Below are 21,513 nucleotides of genomic sequence, written 5' to 3'. Positions count from 1 at the left end.
CGAGTGCGCCTGCGCGTTCGGTGGTGCGAGGAGGACGCGTTCCGCATATCCCAGCTCGGCCTGGTCCGTGTACTGGTGCGGGACTACGGGTTCGCCGAGTTGGACGCGCACCAGTGCGCAACCCAGGCCGTCGAATCGCCGTTGGCCAATGGGTGCGACACCGACCACACACGTGCGTCGGTGCCGCTTTCCCCACGTCGGACACCCCTTGAAAGGCGGCACCTCATGGAACGAGCAAGGCCCCTCCCCGGACGACGACGCATCCTGAAGGGCGCCGCCCTGTCGGCCGTTCCGTACGCGCTGCTCCCCGACGCGCGGGCGGGCGCGCAGCCTCGAACCGTCGACTATCCGCTCGCCGAGTGGCAGCCCGCGACCGCGTCCAACTACACGGCGTCGCACCGCCCCGCCACCCACGTCGTGGACCGCGTCGTCATCCACGTCACACAGACCGACTACGGCAAAGCCCTGTCCATCTTCCAGAATCCGCGGAAGAAAGTCTCCGCCCACTATGTCGTGCGCTCCATGGACGGTCATGCGGCGCAGTGTGTACGCGAGTCCGACGTCGCCTGGCACGCGGGGAACTGGGACTACAACACACGCAGCGTCGGAATCGAACACGAAGGGTGGGTGGATCGACCGGAATACTTCACCGAGACGCTCTACGAGCAGTCCGCTCGGCTGACGGCATCGGTCTGCGACCGGTACGGCATCCCGAAGGACCGGGCGCACATCATCGGCCACCACGAAGTGCCGGGCACCGATCACACCGATCCCGGTCCGAACTGGGACTGGGGCCGCTACATGTGGCTCGTCAACACTGCCTGACGCGAACCGGACCGGTACCGGAACCGGACGCCCAGGTTTCGGGTGACCACGTCCAAACGGTTGTCGGTCCGCGCACGCGGCGTGACGATGTTCCCAGCCGTATCGCCCCGCATGCCCTTCCGGGAGGACGACTTGACCGATCCCTGGGTGGCCCTGGAGCCGGGGGCCGACCCTGCCGAGCGTGTACGGATCCTGCGACGGGCGCACGAGACGTTCACCGAGGCGGGCACCGTGCCGCGACCGGTGCGTGCCGTCGTGGCCGACTCGTGGCGGCGCTCCGCACGGGCCGGCGTGGGACCCGACGGCACCGCGAGTGTGGAGCTGACCGACGGTCAGCTCGGCGTCTACCGGGCCGAGCACCCGCTGGCGCGGGTGATGCCGCTGTTCCGCGAGCTGATGGGCACGTTCGCCGCCGATGGAGAACATCTGCTGGCGGTGTGCGACGCCCACGGCAGGCTGCTGTGGGTCGAGGGCCACAAGGCGACACGGCGGCACGCGGGGCGGATGAACTTCGTCCCGGGTGCGCGTTGGGCCGAGAGCGCGGTCGGCACGAACGCACCGGGCACGGCGGTCGCCCTGGACCGGCCGGTGCAGGTGTTCGCGGCCGAGCACTTCATCCGGCGGGTGCAGCCGTGGACGTGCGCGGCCGCGCCGGTGCACGATCCGTGGACCGGGCGGGTGCTGGGTGCCGTGGACATCACGGGCGGGAACGGGCTGGCGCATCCGCACAGCCTGGGTTTCGTGCAGGCGGTCGCGCGGGCGGCCGAGGCCCATCTGGCGCTGCTCGCCCCCGCACGGCCTGCCGCCGAGACACCACGGCTGACGGTGCTGGGCCGGGACGAGGCGCGTCTGGCCGTCGGCGGCCGGAGCATCAGGTTGAGCCGTCGGCACAGCGAGATCCTGGTGTTGCTGGCCCGTCACCCCGAGGGCCTGAGCGGCGACGAGTTGTTGTGCGCGCTGTACAAGGACGAGTCGGTCACACCGGTGACGCTGCGCGCCGAACTCGCCCGGTTGCGCGGGGTGCTGGGCCCCGGGCTGCTGGCCTCGCGCCCCTACCGGCTCACCGTTCCGTTCGAGTCGGACGTGGCGGTCGTCGAACGACGGCTGGCAGCCGGTGCCGTCACGGCGGCTGTGACGGCGTACACCGGGCCGCCGTTGCCGTCGTCCCAGGCACCGTCGGTGGTGCGGCTCCGGCACCGTCTCGCCGAGGAGCTGCGCGCCGCGCTGATCGCCTGCGGCGACCCCGATCTGCTGGCGGACTGGGCGCACGCGCCGTGGGGCGAGGACGACCTCGACGCGTGGCGGGCGCTCGCGGCAGCCCGCCCGACAGCGGCGATACGCGCGCGCCTCGCCTCTCTGGAAACAGAACTGACGGCACCCGCCGGATGGCCACACCCATAGACCGGAGCACCGCACGCGCAGGCCGGGTTGCGACGCATACCCGCCGGTCCGCCTCCCCGACCGGTCGGGGCGCTGCGCATGTCTGCCGAGCCACCGCCCGAACCTGCCGGGCACTGCGGACACCGGCGACAGGCTCGGGCCGACCGGCCGCACCCCGTGGGCGCCCGCACGCCCTACCCGCACCCGTGGGCTCGGCACACGCGCCCCTCAGCTCGACACCCGCACCGACCGCCCCGCCCCTCAACCCGACAGCCACTCCCTCTCGCCCACCCAACGCGCCCGTCACCCCGCCGGGATGACGCCCCCGACCAGCAGCGCAACGTGACTGCAACGTCTGCGTCTCTAGCCTCCCGCGCAGAGCTGTCCAATGGCGGGCAGCGCTGCTGAAGGAGGCAGAGCAGGATGACCCGTTACGCGGCGCCCGGTACCGAGGGCGCGATCGTCTCCTACCAGACGCGCTACGACCACTACATCGGAGGCGAGTACGTACCCCCGGCTCGGGGGCAGTACTTCGAGAACCCCTCTCCGGTGACCGGGGAGACATTCGCCGAGGTGGCGCGTGGCACGGCCGAGGACGTGGAGCGGGCGCTCGACGCGGCGCACGCGGCCGCCCCGAGTTGGGGCCGGACCTCGTCGACCGAGCGCTCCGACATCCTGCTGAAGATCGCCGACCGCATGGAGGCGTACCTGGAGCCCCTCGCCGTCGCGGAGAGCTGGGAGAACGGCAAGCCGGTCCGCGAGACGCTGGCGGCGGACATCCCGCTGGCCATCGACCACTTCCGCTACTTCGCCGGCGCGGTCCGCGCCCAGGAGGGTTCGCTCAGCGAGCTCGACGACGACACGGTGGCGTACCACTACCACGAGCCACTCGGTGTCGTCGCGCAGATCATTCCGTGGAACTTCCCGATCCTGATGGCCACATGGAAGCTCGCACCGGCCCTCGCCGCGGGCAACACGGTGGTCATCAAGCCCGCCGAGCAGACTCCGGTGTCGTTGCACTACTGGATGAGCCTGATCGCGGATCTGCTGCCGCCGGGCGTGGTGAACATCGTCAACGGGTTCGGCGAGGAGGCGGGCAAGCCGCTGGCGTCCAGTGCGCGAGTGGCGAAGGTCGCGTTCACGGGCGAGACGGCCACGGGGCGGCTGATCATGCAGTACGCCGCGGAGAACCTGAAGCCGGTCACGCTGGAACTGGGCGGCAAGTCGCCGAACCTCTTCTTCGACGACGTGTGGGACAAGGACGACGACCTGCGCGACAAGGCCCTCGAGGGCTTCACCATGTTCGCGCTGAACCAGGGCGAGGTGTGCACCTGCCCCTCGCGCGGCCTGATCCAGCGCGGCAACTACGGCGACTTCCTCGAGGCGGCCGTCGCCCGCACCGAGCTCATCAAGCCGGGCCACCCCCTCGACACGGACACGATGATCGGCGCGCAGGCGTCCGGCGAACAGCTCGCGAAGATCCTCTCCTACATCGACATCGGCCGGAAGGAGGGCGCCAAGATCCTCACGGGCGGTGAACGTGCCGAGTACGAAGGCGAGTTGAAGGGCGGCTATTACGTCCGGCCGACGATCTTCGAGGGGGACAACCGCATGCGGATCTTCCAGGAGGAGATCTTCGGTCCGGTCGTCTCAGTGGCCTCGTTCGACGACTTCGACGACGCCATCAAGATCGCCAACGACACGTCGTACGGCCTCGGGGCCGGCGTGTGGACGCGGGACATCAACACGGCGTACCGCGCGGGCCGGGCGATCCAGGCGGGCCGTGTGTGGACGAACTGCTACCACACGTACCCGGCCCACGCTGCCTTCGGCGGCTACAAGCAGTCCGGGATCGGGCGCGAGACGCACAAGATGATGCTGGAGCACTACCAGCAGACCAAGAATCTTCTGGTGTCGTATTCGCCGAAGAAGCTGGGCTTCTTCTAAACACCTGCGAAAGGCGCCTGACCTGGGGCTTCACCCGTCAGGCGCCCTTCGCTCAACCCGCTCTCGGCCGAGCCCGGCTTGCGCGCCAACTCCCAATTCCTCCCACGACTGCACCCCCTCTGACCAGTGCGTCCGGACCAGTCACGGACCAAATCCCCGGTTCAGCCCTCGGGTACGTCACCTTGACTGACGCGCTGCCACTCGTTCATGGACTGCTCGATGAGACGGTTCGCCTGCTCTCGTCCATTCCGGAGTAGAGCCAGAACGAGATCCCGGCGTGACGGAGATCGCAAGGCCGCTTGGCCAGGCGAGAAGTGCGCTCAGTACGGGTCAGGGCGTATTCCCGGGCACTGCTCAAGGAGAGCTGCATCGCACACTCCGACCGCGGATCCGAATACACCTCACGCGAATACCGCAGCCAGATACGGAAGTTGAAAATGCGGCAGAGCATGGGCAGAACAGGCTCCTGTTACGATAACGCCGCAGCCGAGAGCTTTTTCGGATTGCTGAAAGCGGAGACCGGGACCACTCTCCGGGAGTCCCACGAACACGCACGAACCGACGTTTTCCGCTTCATCGAGGTCGAGTACAACCGCACCCGCCTGCGCAAGCATCCCGTCTACGGGTACGTCACCCCACTCGAAACCAGGGCACTGACGACACAAGACCTCACCCCCGCAGCGTAACAACCCGCTGTCCACGATCAGGGGGGAACTTCAGAGGGTTTGCTCAGGGCGGGACTGACCCTCCATGGACAACAGGATCCTGGCTGCTTGCCCTTCGCCTGTTGCGTGCGGCCGTTACCAAGAACCGCCTGGTGCGTTGGTCTGGCAGGCAGGCGCGCCCGTCCCGGTGGGTGACGCGTGCCGGACGCCGTCCGAACCCCGTAAGGAACAGAAATGAATAAAGGGTCCAGAGTTGCGGCTATCGCGCTCCTTTCCCTCGGTGGCTTGAGCCTTCCGGCGCATAGTGCCTCAGCGGCCGCTCCGAGCGTCGACCCCGGTCCGGTCGGTGGCCAGCTCTATCAACTTGCCAACCCCATCAATCTCGTGGGGACGGTGACGGCCCCGGCATTCGCTCAACTCCAGGGCATGAACATCAACGTGGGCAAGCTCCTCGGGTAGATCCTGGTCTCCGTCACCGAACGCCCAAGCGGCCCATCCGCGCCACCTGTCCGTACCGCTTCTGGTGGACCTGTTCTGGAAGCTCGGCCATCGGGCAGCGGGCCCAGCGCTGGACTGCTGCCGGCTCCGCCTCGCGGCCAGCTGAGCAGGACAGCGGCGCGGGGCCTACAGACCGGAGCAGCCGTGCGGGCCCGACCTGTTGGCCGGGCCCGCACGGTTGTCGAGGCTGGATCAGCTTGGCTGGTCGCCGGTGTACCGGTAGATGGCGCCGGCGCTGTTGACGTGCCACACGGTGCCGTCGGCGCCTGCGGCGATGTCGGTGGCGTTGCCGGGGATCTTGACCCACGGGTTACTGCCGCTGGCGTCGTTGTTGGTGTACCGGTAGATGCTGCCTGCCGTGTCGACGCCCCACACGTTGGTCCGGGAGCCGACCGCGATCCGCTTCAGGCTGCCGCCGACGCTCTGCCACGGGTTCGAGCTGTCCTGGTCTCCGGTGTACCGGAAGACATAGTTGCCGCTGTTGACGCCCCACACGGTGCCGTCCGCCGCGGCACCGATGTCGCTCAGCCCTCCGGGGATCTTGAGCCACGGGTTGGTGTCGTTGTTGGTGTACCGGTAGATGGCGCCGGCGGAGTCCACGCCCCACACATTCGTCCGGGAACCCGCATCGATGCGGACCAGGCTGCCGTTGATGCCCACCCAGTTCGTCGTGCTCTGGTCGCCGGTGTACCGGTAGATCTGGTTGCCGCTGTTGACGCCCCACACGGTGCCGTCCGCCGCGGCACCGATGTCGCTCAGCCCACCCGGAATGTTGACCCAGGGGTTGCCGTCGAAGTTCGTGTACCGGTAGACGGCATTCGCGGAGTTCACACCCCACACCGTCGTCCTGGACCCCGCCGAGATGGCCGAGAGACCGCCGTCGACCTTTACCCAATCCGCCATGAAGTCCCCTCCGTCGAGCCGCTGTTGGCTACGACACTGAGCGACGAGACGACCGCAACAAAAGGGGCGAATGCTTGTCTTAATGTCAAACGAGCCAGTAAATCATGGTTTCAGTTCCCGTTGCCTTTGCAAGGGCTCGGCGGAACCGGCTCGGCTGGGAGCGCTTCGGCCGGACACGCTGTCCCACCCATGGGCTATCGACATGAGCATCGGTCTGTGCTCCCCACGAAGCGGCACAGGACTTCCGGCGCATCGGGCGAGGCCGTGGACTTCGGCACGAACGACGCGCGAGCAGGTATCGGCCGACAGAGCCCTGGCCGCTAGGAGCCCAGCGGGGTCCGCCACAAGTGCCGCGCGCCCGTCCCTCCCGGCCTGTCCAGGAAGACGGGACGGGCGGGGCGGGCGGTCAGGGGTTGTGGGACATGGTCATCGGAAGGGCCATGAGCTGCACGACGGCGTTGCCCGGGTCGCCGACGGGTGCGAAGTCGACCGGCTGTTGCAGCTGGTAGACGGCACCCTGCGGGGGGAACACAGTGAGGTTGCTGTTCAGGGTGGTCATCGTCTTGGTGTTGGACAGCACCATCGGCTCACCGGTGCCGGGGAACTTCTCGATGGTGAGGGTGAAGTCGTGGAACAGGGTGCTCCTGAACGTCGGCGGCATGTTCGAGACGACTTCCAGCAGGCTGAGCGGCGTGGTGTCGACGTCGGCCTGCGAGAGCGTGACCCTGCCGAGCGTCGGGTGGTCGGCGCTGTACTCCTCGCCGATGATCCTCATCTTCACTCCGCCGAGACCGCCGTTGAGGTTCGCCTCGATGCGGACCCTGATGCCGCCCTTGAAGTCGAGCTCGACCATACCGGTCGCGTCGATCTTCAGCGGCACGTTCACGGCGTAGCCGGAGCACGGGATCTCCAGCCCGATCGGGGGTAGCAGGCCGCCAATACTCACCATCGGGACACCTCCGGAGCAGGGGGCCGCGCCGGGCGACGCGGACATGCCGTGCGAACGACGGCTTTCCGCACGCTACCGATCACCAGAGGGCCGGGCCTGCTCACGCACCGGGAGACCACGAAAGGATGAATCCGGTGCGACGGCCCAGGCCCAAGCCGTCGGAGCCCGATCCTGCGCGACGCCGACCGCCCGTGCGAAGAGGGCCGGAGTTCGAGGCCCGGCTCGGCAGGTGCACGTGAGGGAATCCTTGCGACGCATGCAGCTCTTGGGCGCCTGGCCGGTTTCTTCAGAAGGGGAGGGCGGCCTGGAGCGTGGCATACATCGGCATGAGGTCGTCCAGGCCGACGAGGTGCAGGAGCCGTTGCACGGGTACGGGAACGATGGCCAGACGGAGCCAGCCGTCGCTGTCCTGCGCGGCACGGTGGGCGTAGCTGCTTCTGAACTACCCGAGACCGTGGCCCTGCTGTCCGCTCACGTCTTCGAGGCGGCGCGCGAGGCTAAGACGGTCAGCGACGTGATGGACCGGGCCTGGGCGTCGACGGCGCAGCCACTCTCGGCCAGGTACGCGACACTCCACGCCCCGTATGGCAGAAGGCCGAACGCAGGAAAGCGCCAGTGCCATCCGGCTCGGGCTCGTGAGCGGACTGACGACCGTGGACCTGTCGCGGCTCAGCGCAATCGAGGTCTGGTACTCCAAGTAGATCGCGACATTCAGCGCCCGTTTCCGGCCACTCAAGTACTGAGTAGCTCTGGGGGCGCGCGAAGCTGAAGGTGGAGAAGCGGTACCTCTTACACGCCGCCCAATGAGCTGATCGCGCTCTCCCGCTGCTCACAGACCCCCTGCTTAGCTCTACCTGGCATATGCACTATTTCACCTCAACCATGGGGATCTGGTGGCGAACGAGATCAAGTACGGCGACAAGGTCTACATCAACAATGGCTACACCACGGGGAGTGGCGGCTTCCTGGATGCCTCCACTGAGTCGAGCACCGCCGGTGCAGGGGCCATCCACACGGTTGCCACCGCGCCGACGGCCACCCGCGCTCCCGGCAGCGGTACCTGGGAGATCGCCTCGGCCGCAGGAAAGAGCACCGGCGACCAGATCAAAACCGGAGACCTCGTCCACCTGCGCAACGTCAGCGACAACGGCTACCTGGACGTCAACGGCCAAGCGGACGCGAACCAGCGGACAGTCGGCGCTGTCTACGACGTCTCCACCAACCGGGATGCCGACCGTGCAGGAGAGGGGACCGGCACCTGGCGCATCTTCGACATGGCCTCCAGCCCCTTCGACCAGTGCGTCCGCGTGAGCGACCCCGTTCTGCTGTGGAACCTGTACGGCAACGGAAGCTTCCTGGAGATCAATGCTGGCAAGTCGGCACCGGCGGGGGGTACCTACGACGTAGTCACCAACGGCTACTGGAATCGCGACGCAAACGTCACCATCTGGCGCCTGTCCAAGGCCCAGCCGTAAACAAATTCCTGCGCGCGACGTCCGCTCGCGCTCTCCCCGGGAGCGGTTGGCAACCCAGTCCGGCCGTTAGGGCGCCGGCGCCCGGGGATCGGTGCGTGTGGCGGACGCCGGCTCGGGGGCGAGGGGTGCGCAGGAGGCGCCAACCGGCGTAGCGGCCGGACGAGAACGGCACGCCCTTGCACGGCCATCGAGCACGAGCTCAGCGGCCTGCAAGGGCAGGGGCTTGCCGCCTTGCGCCGAACAGACGAGACGGGTGCCTCCGGCCGCCCGGGCCGACGATGCTCTGCCTCTGCCTGGCTGCCGGACACCGAGGCAGCGCACGATGCTGTTTTTGGGTGCGACGTCACCGCTTACGCGAACGGCGCGAGGGCGACCAGGCGCTGATGACCGAGTACCTCATCCGCAAGCACCTCGGTCACCCGCCACGGGCAGCCGAAGCCCAGGGCGCCTGAGATTACTACCACGGCACGCGAGCGATGAACGGCGGCAACGATCCCGCCCACGACGAAGCAGTAGCCGTGCCGCCCAGCTCCGTCCAAGCGTGCATCCCGCAGTACCGAGCTCGGCACTGGCGACTCGAGCCCAGCCGTAAGCCGACCTTCCTCACCTCCGACGCACCCCTCGTACTCTGGCGCCCGGAAACCCCGAGTGACGCCTGCCAAGGGTTTGGTGCCTGTTTCTGAACCCCCGGAAGACGCGGGCTCAGTAGCTTGGTAACAGGCAGGCAGTGAGCCAAGGCGACCGTCATCAGTTCGTAGCGTCCTGTTGCTCGCGCCACACCAGCCGCAGAGACTTCCGTTCGTGGAACGGTCACCGTGACCGTTCCACGAACAGGAACCGGCCCTCGGCGAGGATCTCGCACGTCGTGCGTGCCGAGGCCCGCCTTGCCCGCGAGTGAGGGTTCGAGGCCGGACCGGACCGTCGGCGAGGGGCCTAGTTCAGGACCAGGATGCTGGTGCCGATGGGAAGCGGAATCGAGTAGTCGACCTTGACCTTGATCCTGACGCCGCCGTCGAAGGGAGCCACCTGGGCCACGATGAAGTCGGCCCCCGCCTGAGGATGCGGCTTGCCCTGATACACCTGGAAGGCCGCCACGAGCACCCTCGATGTGGACAGGATCTGATCATGGTTGTACGTGAGAGGAAGACGTCGCCCTTGCCGTCGGGCCAGTCGAGCTTCTGCACGCTGAAGTACCCGGCCAGGACAGGCGTCTGTGGGGGAGTGCTCACGGTGGCTCCTTGCTCGCGGACTAACGCTGGACCGCGAGAGGGCTGGCCTCTCGCGGCCTACGAAGGCTCGCAGGGGGCCACAGCGACACGCTCGGCGTCGTCAGAACGCCCTTCGATCAGGTGACATCTGGTTTATCCGCTGTGCCCGGCGGATGCAGGATCACGGCCGGAAACGGCCCGTTGTGGGGTACGGACCGACGTCACGATGTCCGCCGCTCCGTCAACTGATGCCACACCAGCAACAGCGACTCCCATTTCAGACTGACGGTTCTTGACCTGCTGATACGTGGTTCAGAAACAGGCACTTGGCCTGGAGCGTGCCCACGAGATCAGGTTCCCGGTCAGCCCCACGGCCCAGCCGGTGCTCTTCGCCGGCCAAGGCACATCCGCGGAAGAGGTCACGCTCAGCCGAGTGATCAGCTGCAACACCTCATGGACAGCTGCGAGCAGGTCGTCATCGGGCAGCCGGCCCGGCATGCCGCGCTCGGCAAGGTCCAGTTGAGCAAGCGCGGCCCACGCTGCGTTTCAACACGGCCCCGGGCATCCGGAAGAACCCGGACTGCACGGAAGAGACGCCATGGGCGACATCCTGCGCCTCAACACGACCCGCCGCTGAAGGCGCGTCTGATGGGTCGCGTGACACGCTCGCCGGCAGATCATTTCGTTCGAGAGGGGGCAGGGCCCAGGGGCGCGGCTGCAACCGCCCTGCCAGGGTGTTGGGTGACGGCAGTGTGCGCCATAAAGAAAGAGGCTGGGCCCCGGCGGCCGGTGCGGCAGCCGGGGCCAGGTATCGCGGGAGGAGGGGTGCGCCTTACTTACTGATCTTCCAGTCGGCGAAGTTGCCGCCGCGGTTGAAGTAGGCGTTGGTGCAGACGTCGAGCTTGCCGCCGTTTGTGGCGTTCTGGTTGACCTCCAGGAAGCCGCCGTTGTCGTCGTAGGTGTTCCACAGGAGGACGATGTCTCCTTCCCGGACGTTCTGGTCGCCGGGTGCGGAGGTCTGGGCGAGGATCCGCCAGCTGCCGCTGCCGGGGGCGCGGTTCGTGGCCTGGGCGGTGGACACGTCGTACTTGCCGCCGACGCTCTTCTGCACGGTGCTGGCGTGGTTTGCGGTGTCGAGGTAGCCGCCGTCGCCGCCGTAGAGGTTGCGCAGGTGGACCAGGTCCCCGCTCAGGACAGGCTGGCCGGCCGCCTTACCCGAGGCGGACAGGATCTCCCACGTGCCCGAGCCCTGGGCGCGGGTGGGGCTGTCGGCGGTGGCCACCTCGTGCTTCAGGCCGGCATGGGGGCTGTGGTTGAGGGTGTCGAGGTAGCCGCCCTGCCAGCTGTTGTACCCGTTCTGCAGGTGGATCTGATCGCCGTACTTGAGTTCGTTCGCCATCAGACATTCCCCTCACTCGTTGACGTCTGGTCCAGATTCCGGGATGGATCCCGCAAGAAAGCTCGCGGCGGCGGCTCGGCCGGGGTCGTTGGGCTACACGTAATCGAGTAGCCAGCCGACGGGTTGTCGTCCGGTACGTCGCTGTCACTCGCGGTGTGGAACTTCTGGATGCCCCTGGGGAGCTTGTCGGCGCGCCGGCCATCGGCCCGGTTGATGTCCCAGCCGACGGCGGGGAGCCATGTCGTGCCGCCGTGCATCTGCACCTTCCGACACACATCCGCCCAGCTGGCGTCGAAGCTGACTGAAGCAGTGGCCTAGAACCCGGGGCTCACCCAGTGCGCCATGACTCCCGTACGTCCGTCGCCGTTGCTGATGACTTGGGCGCTGCCCGTCCCGATGCGGTACGCGTGGAGCGTGATGACGTCATTGACGTCGAACTTCTCCAGGATCGTCTGCCCGGGGGTGGTCTGCCCTTCCCACTTCCCACCGGTCAGCGCTTCGGTGCCGGGGATGACCTGGCCGTTCTTGAACAGTGCAGTACGGACGAGCAAGCTCGCCGCTGCGGTCCCGCCGGTGTATGAGCGGGCGTGGTACGAGATCTCCCACACTCCTGGGAAGGGGATCGTGAGTTCCGGGATCTCGGAGATCCGCTCATCGGTCCTGTCGGCGCCGGTGAGCGAGTGGCTGAAGTCGACCGGGCTGGTCTGGAGCCATGTCGAGCCCTGCCGATAACTTGCTGGAGTTGTCATGCCTTTACGCTAAGTAAGGCAGTCGCAGGACAAGACATGATCAGTCGGATGCCACCCATCCAGGTAGAAAGAGGCATTTGACGTTTAATGTCAGGGCTTGGCGTTCGCCCACCCGGTGATCCAACACTTTTGGGGCCGGCCGCTGTTCGGTGAGAAACGCGTGGGCGGCTGTCACGAGGGTGACGTGGTGGTGCCAGCCGGGCCAGGATCGGCCTTCGAAGTGGTCCAGGCCCAGGCCGTGTTTGAGTTCGCGATAATCGTGCTCGATGCGCCAGCGGACTTTGGCCAGACGGACCAGGTCGGTGATCGAGGTGTCGGCCGACAGGCTGGACAGCCAGTAGTCGGTGGGCGCCTCGGCGTCTTCGGGCCACTCGATCAGCAGCCAGCAGTCGGGCAGAATGCCGTCCCACCAGCCCTGTTCGGCCGAGGCGGCAGACCGGATCGGACGCTCGACGGCCTTGCCGGCCGGGCGGACACGCACGGCGGCGAAGCGGGACCGTAACTCTCCTCGCGAGCCCTGCCGCCAGGTGAGGGAGGTGAACGCCTCCCGCCCGAGCTCGGCCGCCAGGGCCGCGACCGAGGGTGCGGGCTGGCGGTAGCGGGGCTGGGGCCAGCAGCCGACCGGGCCCTTGCGGTCCGGGGCCACCGGCCTCACGTCGAACGGGTGGGCACTCACGTCCGCGCGGACGGCCAGCACGTAGTCGATTCCCCGCTCTGCGAGCCCGGCCCGCAGGTGGGCATTGGTTCCGTAGGCGGCATCGGCCACCACGACCGGCGGACTCATGCCCCAACCGGCCAGCGTGTCGAGCATGTCCAGAGCCAGACGCCACTTCTCGCGGTGCGTGATCTCGGGCGGGACGCGGGTGGCGGTGCGGCGGTCGGTGTCCGCGGCCCACTCTTTGGGCAGGAACAGCCGCCACTGCAGCGGGCAGGAGGCGGCGTCGCCGGCGGCGTGGACGCTGACCGCGACCTGGCAGTTGGCGCGTTTGCACAGGGCCCCGCAGTACTGTGGAGCCACGCCGACCGACATTCTTCCGTCCTTGGGTAGCGACACGTCGTCGATCACCCAGGCCGTCGGGGCTATCAGCGGCAGCATACGCTCGCAGATCCGCCGCTGCACAGGCACCGGGTCCCAGGTGGACTGGTTCACGAACTGCTGCAGGTTCTGTTCGTTGCCGTCCGGCAGCCTCGATGCCATGGCCTGGATCGACTTGCGACGGCCGTCCAGCATCAGTCCCCGCAGGTAGCAGTCGCCCTTGGCCCGCTGGTCCTTGCGCGGCACCGAGGCGAACACATCGGCCACGTACAACGCCGACTTCGCCCGGACACGAGTGCCGACCCCCTCAAGCTGATGCGGCTGTTCGGCATCACCGAGCAGACGGCCATGCGCCACGTCGGCGCCGCCCACCCCGAGCACACCGCCAAGCTTCCCAAGTGAGGCCCCCCGGCCCCCGCGCCGGTCGCGCCCTCGGGGGGCGGTGCCAAGAAGGCGGCCCCGCCGCCCCCACCGCCGGCCGCCGAGCTCACCTCCGATGGACGACTCCGGCGACCAGGGCAGAGTGCAGCGGAGGAGGCTCCCCAGCAAGATCGTCCTCCCGGTCTTCCAATGGAGGCTGCTCGCGCCAGATCGTTGAGGACAGCGCTTCATGTGTTTTGACCCGCTTCTCGGCAAGGGAATGGGCCAGGCTGCGGTAGTTCCGCAGCAGGTCCGAGGCCAGAGGAAGTGTCCACGTGGGGTGCGAGCACGCAGCGCCCCGAGCCCGGAGGGTCGACCCTCGGGAGGCCGAAGGCACGAGACACCATATAATTTGGGCCCGAACAATTCTGAGTCTCATGTCTTCGCAGGCGGCCCGAAGGAGCGTGCTCGTGCCCGGCCATCGATCCATCGCCGAAGCCGAGAAAATGGCAGCGGCCAGGCTTGGCGGTATCCCCGTCCGGCATGACCAGATGGCAGTCGTCGCCAACATCTATCGCGCCGCCTCGGCGGTGCGGCAGCACCTGGAGAACTCCGTGCTGCGCGGCGTCGACCTGACCTGGACCGCCTTCGTGGTGCTCTGGGTCACCTGGATCTGGGGCGAGTCGGAGACGCGGCACGTGGCCGAAGAGGCCGGGATTTCCAAGGGCACGCTCACGGGGGTTGCCCGGACGTTGGAAGGGCGAGGGCTTGTACAGCGAGCAGACCATCCCACCGACGGCAGGCTGGTGCTCCTGAGCCTGACCGACGAAGGGGAGGAGCTGATGCAGCGCCTCTTTCCGGCGTTCAACGAGGAGGAGTCCTTCGTCACCGGGCAGCTCAGCGACACGGACTGCCGGACCGTCGCCGACGGACTGCGCCGGGTGGTGCTGCAGGTGGAGGAGAACGGCGGGCAGCGCCGCCAGGATCTGCTGGGCGGTGCCGCTCCCACGCCACGCCGCAGCGGCCGCCGTAAGGCCTGAGCCGCGACAGTCCCGGACGGGCGCGCCCGAATCGCTAGAGCTCGAATTGCTCGCCTACGAAGGTTCCTGGCATCTGGGCTGGAACCAGCGACACCTCGGTCCAGATTGTCTTGCCCGTTGGCGTGTACCGGGTTCCCCACCGCTGCGTGAGTTGCGCGACCAGGAACAGACCTCGGCCGCCCTCGTCCTCCATCGCGGCCCGCCGAAGGTGGGGCGAGGTGTGGCCGCTGTCGGAGACCTCGACGATGAGGCCACGTTCCCGAATGAGCCGTAGACACACCGGAGCGCCGCCATAGCGGATCGCGTTGGTGACCAGCTCGCTGACGACGAGCTCGACGACGAACGACGCGGCTTCGTCGACTCCCCACGCGGCCAGCTGACCAAGGGCCAGCGACCGCGCTCGTGCCACTTCTCCGGCGTCGGAGGCCATGTCCCACGTCGCCACCAGATTCTCGGCCAAGGCGTGGACGCGGAGCAGCAGCAGTGCGGCGTCGTCCTCGGGGGCCTGGGGCAGGAGTCTGGTGATGACCCTGTCACATGTCTTGTCCAGTTGGCCGTCCCCAGGCCCTGCGAGTGCGGTGCAGAGAGCGCGGACTCCCGTGTCGATGTCCGTCTGACGGTTTTCGACCAGTCCGTCGGTGTAGAGAGCGAGCGTGGCCCCTTCCGACAGCTCGATGTCGGCGCATTCGAACGGCAGACCGCCCAGGCCAAGGGGCGGTCCGGCGGGAAGGGCCACCAACTCGGCGTGTCCGTCGGGGGTGACAAGCACGGGCGGCAGGTGGCCCGCCCGGGCCATGACGCAGTGCTGGGAGACCGGATCATAGATCGCGTACAGGCAGGTGACGCCCAGCGCCTGGTCCTCGGCCTCCGCGGGCCCGGAAGGCGGGGCGCCGGTCCGCGCCACCAGGTCGTCGAGCCGGGCGAGCACTTCGTCCGGCGCGAGGTCGAGCGCCGCGAGCGCCGCGACGGTGGTGCGCACCCTGCCCATGGTTGCGGCCGCGCCCATGCCGTGCCCGGCGACATCCCCCACCACCAGCCCGACGCGTGCCCCGGAGAGGGGGATGACGTCGTACCAGTCCCCTCCGACGCCGGCGGGCCCGGCCGCGGGCAGATAGCGGTGAGCGACCTCCACGCCCGGCTGCTGGGGGAGGGTGCGAGGGAGAAGATCACGCTGGAGCATGAGCGCGGTCGCGTGTTCTCGTGTGTAACGGCGGGCGTTGTCCAGGCAGACCGCAGTGCGGGAGACGAGCTCTTCGGCGAGCTGGATCTCCTCCTGCTCGAAGGGGTCGGCGTGTCGGGAACGTGCGAAGGCCACCACGCCCAGGGTGGCACCACGTGCCTTGAGGGGAAGGGCGAGCACATGGGTGACCGTGTCGGTGGCCGACGCGTTCTCGGCCAGGCACCGCAGGCGGACGGTGTCCAGTTCGTCGTACGCGGTGTCATTGGCCGCGGCGTGATCGGTGCGGTGAGCCAACCGGCAGAGGGTGGGGTGGGCGCTGAGGTGTTGTGGTTCCTGCCCGTCCAGGACTGGTTCGAAGATGTCCACGGTGACGGCGTCGGCGAACTCGGGGACCACGAGTTCCGCCAGATCTTCGGCCGTGCGCCGGATGTCCAGGGTCCTTCCGATACTGCCGCTCGCCCGGCTGAGCAAGGCGAGACGCTGCCGCGCCACGTAGCGGTCGGTGATATCGAGGCCGGCCTCACACACTCCGATCGGCTGGCCTTCCCCGTCCTGAAGCCGGAAGTAGGAACACGACCAGACACGTTCGTGACGGGGGTCGAGGTGAGTGGAGCTGCGGTAGCGGACGTCGACCACAGGTGCCCCGGTGCGGGCCACGCGCTGGACGATCTCCTCGACGCTCGCGGCTGTCCCGTCGGCCTCCCCCAGCACCTCGCCCTGCGGCAGGATGTCCTTCACGAACCTACCGGAAGCGTCCTCCAGCGGGGTTCCGAACTGCTTCTCGATCGCGGCGTTGATCCAGCGCACCCGGGCGTCCGTGTCGTAGACCACCAGTTGGACCGGCGCTTCGCGGTCGAGTCCGTCAAGCATGGCCCGGCCGATGGCCTCCCGGTGCGCCAGCTCGGCGTCCATGGCCCTCAGCAGCCACCCGGTCGCGCCCGCTCCCAGGGCGAGCGGGGTGAGAGACAAGGAAATCGACACCGGGCGGCCGTCACCACGGCGGACCGGCCGAGGGCCGAGCGACCATGCCGCATCACCGCCAGCAGCGGCTGAGACGCCGGCACCCGTCTCGGTATCGGCCAGGACGGCGTCGGCGGACCGGCCGAGGACTTCTTCGGACGCCAGACCGAACAGTTCCTCGGCTTCCCGGCTCCACCCGGTGAACCGCAGGTGCTGGTCCAGTACCGCGGTCGCGCCGACGGGCGTCGGTACGGCCGAGGAAGACGTGCCGTGCGGCCGGACTGGCTGGTCACGCCCTGGGAAGATGCTCGTCATCGCCGCTCCTGAAGTCGGCGCGGGAGAGCTTCGGCTCATTCAATGTACCGCCGGTCACCCCCGGTGACGCCTGCGCGCGATGGGCCGCTAGGAGCCGGCGCAAGGCGTCGACACTCTCCTCGGTGCGGTCCGGTGCACCGGACGTGACCTGGTGGAAGACCAGGCCATCCAGGGCCGCGAAGACGATCTCCGTCATCTCCTGCGACACGTCGAAGCAGGCCAGTGCCGCGCGGACGGCGTCGCGGTACGCGTCGTAGAGCATGGCGACGTGGTGGCGCAGCTCCGGCCGCCGGCTGGATTCGAGCTTCAGCTCGTACTGAAAGGCCTGGATGTCCGGGTCGGCCGCGATGAAGTCGGCCAGGGTCGCGGCGAAGTCCTCCAGCCTTCCGCTGGCGGGCACCAGCGAGGACGTCTCGATGCTGCGTGTGACGCACCACCGCAGCGCCTCTTCGAGCAGCGTGTCGCGCGAACCGAAGTGGTGGGCGACCAGTCCGTGGGTGACACCGGCTTCGGCGGCGACGGCACGGTAGGTCAGTTTCCGCAGGCCGCCACGGGCCACCACTCTGACCGCCGCTTCCAGGAGGGCCCCCCGCCCTTCGCCGTAACCGGGCCGGGCCTCCTGGCCGGCCTCGCCGTCCGTCTCTGCCACGGCAGTCATTTGCCCTCCCTCTGTCTGCCCTTCCCTCGAAGGTCAATCTATCCTATTGACAAGTTATCCAGATGGATAGATTCTCGCTGCAGTGCACGTCTCCTCTCTCCACTGGAGTTCCCATGGCCATCCCCGAAGGACTGAGCCCCACCCCGTTCGCTCCCCGCTACGCGGACCGTGTCGAGGAGTGGATCGACGTCTACGGCAACGCCGTACCGCTGGCCATTGGTGATCCGGCCGAGGAGTACGCGGCCATCCGCACCGCCGTCGGGGCCTCGGAGTACTCGATGCTCTACAAGTGGCATGTCGAGGGTGAGGATGCGGTCGCCGCCGTCGACGCCGTGTTCTCGCGCAGCGTCAAGGGGCTGGGTGCCGGACGTATCGCCTACGGGGTCGTGGTCGACGCCGACGGGCTGATGGTGGACGACGTGACGGTGGCCGCCCTCGCGCCCGACCACGTCGTCGTCACCGGCGGCAACCCGGCCACCCAGCAGTCGCTGACCGCGCACGCCCCCGCCGGCACCACCGTCACGGAGCGCCGCGACGAGTCCGCCGTACTGACCTTGCAGGGCCCGCGCAGCCGCGACGTCCTGCAGCGCCTCACCCACGTCGACGTGTCCAACGCAGCGTTCCCCTACTACTCCTTCCTGCGCGACGTCCTCATCGCGGGCATTCCGGCACAGGTCAGCCGGCTCGGGTTCACCGCCGAGCTCGGCTACGAGATCCAGGTCCCGCGGGAGCGCGCGCTGGAGCTGTGGGACGCGGTCTTCGAAGCGGGTGCGGACCTCGGGATCAGGGCCTTCGGGGCGATCGCCCTGCTCACCTGCCGCACCGAGGCCGGGATGATCATGGGGGAGCTGGAGTACGACCACACGGTCACACCGTTCGAGTGCCGGATGGGCTGGGCGCTGGACTTCGACAAGGGCCCCTTCCAGGGCCGGGACGCGCTGCTCGCCAGGAAGGACAGCGCGACCGGTCGTGTCGTCAGCGTCGTCGTGGACGCGGCACCCGAGTCCGCCGAGGGCGCCCGGCTGGAGCTGGACGGCCGGGACATCGGCTACGTGACGATGGCGCTGCCCTCCCCCGCCCTTGACGGCGCCACCCTCGGCCTCGCCCGCGTCCACCGCGACGCCGTGAAGTCCGGGACCGCGCTGACCGCCGTCGCCGCCGACGGCTCCAAGGCCGACGCCACGGTGCGGCCCACCCCCGTGTACGACCCCGAGCGCGCCCGCGTGCGGGCCTGACCGACGGAGATCCTGACGTGCAACGCTCCATTCTCACGCTCCGCTGCCCCGACCAGCCCGGCATCGTCCACGCGCTCGCCGCGGGCGTCGCGGAGGCCAAGGGCAACATCCTGGAGAGCGCCCAGTTCTCCGATCCCGGCACCGGCATCTTCACCATCCGTGTGAGCCTGGAGACACCCGAGGCCGACACCGAGGGCCTGCGGGACGAACTCACACTGCGGCTGGCCCGTTTCGACCCGGTGCTGACCGTCCGGCCCGAGGAGCGGCGCCGCCGGGTGCTGCTGATGGTGTCGAAGTTCGACCACTGCCTGGTCGACCTGCTCTACCGCTGGGACCTGGGCGAACTGCCCGTCGACATCCCGCTGATCGTCTCCAACCACCCTGACCTGGCACCGGTCGCGAAGCGGTACGGCATCCCCTTCGTCCACCTCCATGTCACCCGCGACAGCAAGCCCGAGGCGGAGGCCGAGCTGCTGCGGCTGGTGGCCGAGCACCAGGTCGACTTCGTGGTGCTCGCCCGCTACATGCAGGTCCTCTCCGACGACCTGTGCGGCAAGCTGTCCGGCCGGATCATCAACATCCATCACTCGTTCCTGCCGGGCTTCAAGGGCGCCAAGCCCTACCACCAGGCCCACGACCGGGGCGTCAAACTCATCGGCGCCACCGCCCACTTCGTCACCGCCGACCTGGACGAGGGCCCGATCATCGAGCAGGACGTCGTCCGCGTCGGTCATCGCCACACCGCGCCCGAACTGGTCGCGATCGGCCGGGACGTCGAGCGGGTCGTACTGGCCCGGGCTGTCCGGCTGCACGCGGAGGACCGCGTCGTTCTCACCGGCTCCCGCACCGTCGTCTTCGCCTGACGAACGCACCGAGAGGCTCGTACGACATGACCACCGCGACACTGCTCGACGGCAAGGCCGCGGCAGCCGAGACCAAACGTGAACTCGCCGAGCGGGTGGAGGTGCTGAAGAGCCGAGGCGTCGCCCCCGGGCTGGGCACCATCCTGGTCGGCGACGATCCGGCCAGCCGTTCCTACGTCGGCGGCAAGCACCGCGACTGCGCCCAGGTCGGCATCGCCTCGATCCGGGTGGACCTGCCCGGCACGGCGACTCAGGCCGAGGTCGAGGCCGCCGTGCTGGGGCTCAACGCCGACCCGGCGTGCACCGGCTTCATCGTCCAACTGCCGCTGCCGGCCCACATCGACACCCACGCCGTGCTGGAGCTGATCGATCCCGCCAAGGACGCCGACGGGCTCCACCCGGCCAACCTGGGCCGGCTCGTACTGGGCATACCGGCGCCGCTGCCCTGCACCCCGCGCGGCATCATCGACCTACTGCGACGCAACCACGTGCCCATCACCGGACAGCAGTTCTGCGTCATCGGCTGCGGGCTCACTGTGGGCCGGCCGCTCGGCCTGATGCTGACCCGCAGCACCGAGCACGCCACGGTGACCCTGTGCCACGAGGCCACCCAGGACACGGCCGCCCACGCTCGCATCGCCGACGTGGTCGTGGCCGCGGCCGGCGTGGCCCATCTGGTCAGGCCCGACTGGATCAAACCGGGCGCCACCGTCCTGTCCGTCGGCATCACCCGGACCGTCGAGGGCATCCTCGGAGACGTCCACCCGGACGTCGACCAGATCGCCGGCTCCCTCGCACCCCCGGTCGGAGGAGTGGGGCCGATGACCCGCGCCATGCTGCTGACCAACATCGTCGAGGCGGCAGAGCGCCGCTGACGCCGGCATGGGGAGTGGGGGGCAGGACCGAAAGGTCCTGCCCCCCACTCCCCATGCGTCGCCGTGCGGCCGGAGAGCCGCCCGCCCCTACCCGCGACCGGAGTAGTCGGTGTAGCACTCCACCGGGTCCCCCTCGTACTTCCACGGCCAAGGCGCCACCAGTCCGCCGACTACGGAGAAGACCGGGCCGGCATCGCCCCTGCGGCCCGCCCGGACCAGGGCGTAGGCGAGCATTCCCAGGTCCGCGACGGCGGCCGCGTGACGCAAGTGACCGGGTTGCAACCAGAGGGCCGCGCCCTGGTCCAGCAGCCGGTCGGTGTGCGGCTGCGACCAGTACCGGCTCGCCCCCAGCGCCTGGATTCCCCCGCTGCTCCTTGTCCGGTGGTACTGCCGCACAGCCGCCGTCAGGGGCAGGCATGCCGTCGGTGCGTCCCACGGCATGACCGCGATGGCATCGTCGAGGAAGTCCCGCAGCGCGGCCTGGCTGCCCTGCTCCTCCGGGGAGAGGTAGCCCAGGATCTGCAGGTGCGCCTCCCGGTGCCATGGATCACGCGCGCGTATCTCCTGCCAGACGGGAGAAAGCTCGGAGCTCGGCCGCCCCAGAAGCCGCAATGCCGCCAGCGCCGCCACCCACGGGGTCGGATCGGCTGGGCGGGCATCGGCGGCGACGCCGCAGGTCGCCAGGGCACCCCGTGGATCGGTCGCCAGTTCGGACCAGCTGGCCAGCACCAGGGCGTCCGGGTCGCGGGGCCGACGTTCGCGCCAGCCCCGGGCCAACGCGGGCGCGGCCTGCGCAAGGACGCCGACCCTGTGACAGCGGCGGTCCCAGTCGTCACCGGTGTCCCGCAAGAGCCGCTCCACGTGGGCGATGGCGAGGTCCTGCGGCCCCGGTCCCCGGGCGGCGGCGATGCCTCTCAGCACCCGGCCCAGCGGAACGTCGTCGAGTTCGGGGGCGAGACGGGGTGCCTGTCGCCTGTGGCCGAAAAGAGCCAT

The 21,513-nt window shown here is 68.7% G+C and carries 18 protein-coding genes; 9 read left to right on the top strand and 9 right to left on the bottom strand.

Annotation, left to right across the window (positions count from 1 at the left end; translation table 11 throughout):
- Positions 1-225 precede the first annotated feature (225 nt).
- From B5557_RS39970 to B5557_RS46405, 4 genes are all read left to right on the top strand, one after another.
- Positions 226-825 carry an N-acetylmuramoyl-L-alanine amidase gene (locus B5557_RS39970; RefSeq protein WP_079664077.1) on the top strand — a complete coding sequence of 200 codons (600 nt, stop codon included), beginning with the start codon at positions 226-228 and terminating at the stop codon, positions 823-825.
- A 132-nt stretch (positions 826-957) separates the two neighbouring features.
- Positions 958-2,226 carry a GAF domain-containing protein gene (locus tag B5557_RS39965; RefSeq protein WP_079665250.1) on the top strand — a complete coding sequence of 423 codons (1,269 nt, stop codon included), beginning with the start codon at positions 958-960 and terminating at the stop codon, positions 2,224-2,226.
- A 402-nt stretch (positions 2,227-2,628) separates the two neighbouring features.
- Positions 2,629-4,152 (top strand): acetaldehyde dehydrogenase ExaC, encoded by a 1,524-nt coding sequence (gene exaC / locus B5557_RS39960; protein WP_079664076.1) that lies wholly within the window; start codon positions 2,629-2,631, stop codon positions 4,150-4,152.
- A gap of 437 nt (positions 4,153-4,589) precedes the next feature.
- On the top strand, positions 4,590-4,838 hold the full coding sequence (locus B5557_RS46405; protein WP_159424484.1) for an integrase core domain-containing protein: 249 nt from the start codon (positions 4,590-4,592) through the stop codon (positions 4,836-4,838).
- Positions 4,839-5,507: 669 nt separating this feature from the next.
- Here B5557_RS46405 and B5557_RS39945 read toward each other — a convergent pair.
- Entirely contained in the window at positions 5,508-6,218 is a 711-nt protein-coding gene (locus tag B5557_RS39945) for a tectonin domain-containing protein (RefSeq protein WP_079664075.1), read from the bottom strand.
- A gap of 406 nt (positions 6,219-6,624) precedes the next feature.
- The gene (locus B5557_RS39940) at positions 6,625-7,167 is read right to left on the bottom strand and encodes a hypothetical protein (protein WP_079664074.1); all 543 of its coding nucleotides are present in this window, start codon (positions 7,165-7,167) and stop codon (positions 6,625-6,627) included.
- Between the two features lie 893 nt (positions 7,168-8,060).
- Here B5557_RS39940 and B5557_RS39935 point away from each other — a divergent pair.
- The gene (locus B5557_RS39935) at positions 8,061-8,642 is read left to right on the top strand and encodes a hypothetical protein (protein WP_079664073.1); all 582 of its coding nucleotides are present in this window, start codon (positions 8,061-8,063) and stop codon (positions 8,640-8,642) included.
- Positions 8,643-9,575: 933 nt separating this feature from the next.
- Here B5557_RS39935 and B5557_RS44030 read toward each other — a convergent pair.
- The 4 genes from B5557_RS44030 to B5557_RS39915 all read right to left on the bottom strand — a co-directional run bounded on the left by B5557_RS44030 (position 9,576) and on the right by B5557_RS39915 (position 13,376).
- Positions 9,576-9,737: a hypothetical protein gene (locus B5557_RS44030; protein ID WP_159424483.1), complete on the bottom strand. Its 162-nt coding sequence runs from the start codon at positions 9,735-9,737 to the stop codon at positions 9,576-9,578.
- 945 nt (positions 9,738-10,682) lie between these two features.
- Positions 10,683-11,249 (bottom strand): hypothetical protein, encoded by a 567-nt coding sequence (locus B5557_RS39925; RefSeq protein WP_079664071.1) that lies wholly within the window; start codon positions 11,247-11,249, stop codon positions 10,683-10,685.
- A gap of 314 nt (positions 11,250-11,563) precedes the next feature.
- Entirely contained in the window at positions 11,564-11,998 is a 435-nt protein-coding gene (locus B5557_RS39920) for a hypothetical protein (RefSeq protein WP_099937924.1), read from the bottom strand.
- A 40-nt stretch (positions 11,999-12,038) separates the two neighbouring features.
- Positions 12,039-13,376 (bottom strand): IS701 family transposase, encoded by a 1,338-nt coding sequence (locus B5557_RS39915; protein WP_443031375.1) that lies wholly within the window; start codon positions 13,374-13,376, stop codon positions 12,039-12,041.
- A gap of 488 nt (positions 13,377-13,864) precedes the next feature.
- On the opposite strand from B5557_RS39915, the gene B5557_RS39910 reads away from it, so the two are divergent.
- Entirely contained in the window at positions 13,865-14,434 is a 570-nt protein-coding gene (locus B5557_RS39910) for a MarR family winged helix-turn-helix transcriptional regulator (RefSeq protein WP_079665249.1), read from the top strand.
- Positions 14,435-14,468: 34 nt separating this feature from the next.
- Here the strand turns inward: B5557_RS39910 and B5557_RS39905 are convergent, their stop codons facing one another.
- Positions 14,469-16,889 carry a SpoIIE family protein phosphatase gene (locus B5557_RS39905; RefSeq protein WP_079664069.1) on the bottom strand — a complete coding sequence of 807 codons (2,421 nt, stop codon included), beginning with the start codon at positions 16,887-16,889 and terminating at the stop codon, positions 14,469-14,471.
- A complete protein-coding gene (locus B5557_RS39900) occupies positions 16,864-17,547 on the bottom strand; it encodes a TetR/AcrR family transcriptional regulator (protein ID WP_079664068.1) in 684 nt (227 codons plus the stop codon). The genes B5557_RS39905 and B5557_RS39900 overlap by 26 nt, the downstream gene beginning before the upstream one ends.
- Positions 17,548-17,660: 113 nt before the next feature.
- Between B5557_RS39900 and B5557_RS39895 the strand changes: the two genes are divergently transcribed.
- From B5557_RS39895 to B5557_RS39885, 3 genes are read left to right on the top strand one after another with little or no spacing between them, the layout of a single operon-like run.
- The gene (locus B5557_RS39895) at positions 17,661-18,782 is read left to right on the top strand and encodes an aminomethyltransferase family protein (RefSeq protein WP_159424482.1); all 1,122 of its coding nucleotides are present in this window, start codon (positions 17,661-17,663) and stop codon (positions 18,780-18,782) included.
- A 17-nt stretch (positions 18,783-18,799) separates the two neighbouring features.
- The gene (gene purU / locus B5557_RS39890; RefSeq protein ID WP_079664066.1) at positions 18,800-19,645 is read left to right on the top strand and encodes a formyltetrahydrofolate deformylase; all 846 of its coding nucleotides are present in this window, start codon (positions 18,800-18,802) and stop codon (positions 19,643-19,645) included.
- A gap of 26 nt (positions 19,646-19,671) precedes the next feature.
- Positions 19,672-20,520 carry a bifunctional methylenetetrahydrofolate dehydrogenase/methenyltetrahydrofolate cyclohydrolase gene (locus B5557_RS39885; protein ID WP_079664065.1) on the top strand — a complete coding sequence of 283 codons (849 nt, stop codon included), beginning with the start codon at positions 19,672-19,674 and terminating at the stop codon, positions 20,518-20,520.
- Between the two features lie 87 nt (positions 20,521-20,607).
- Here B5557_RS39885 and B5557_RS39880 read toward each other — a convergent pair whose 3' ends face one another.
- The gene (locus B5557_RS39880; protein WP_079664064.1) at positions 20,608-21,513 is read right to left on the bottom strand and encodes a hypothetical protein; all 906 of its coding nucleotides are present in this window, start codon (positions 21,511-21,513) and stop codon (positions 20,608-20,610) included.

This window comes from Streptomyces sp. 3214.6, assembly GCF_900129855.1.
GTDB classification, from domain to species: domain Bacteria; phylum Actinomycetota; class Actinomycetes; order Streptomycetales; family Streptomycetaceae; genus Streptomyces; species Streptomyces soliscabiei.
Note: the sequence above shows the minus strand (reverse complement) of the source record. Positions and strands in the feature narration are given on the sequence as shown.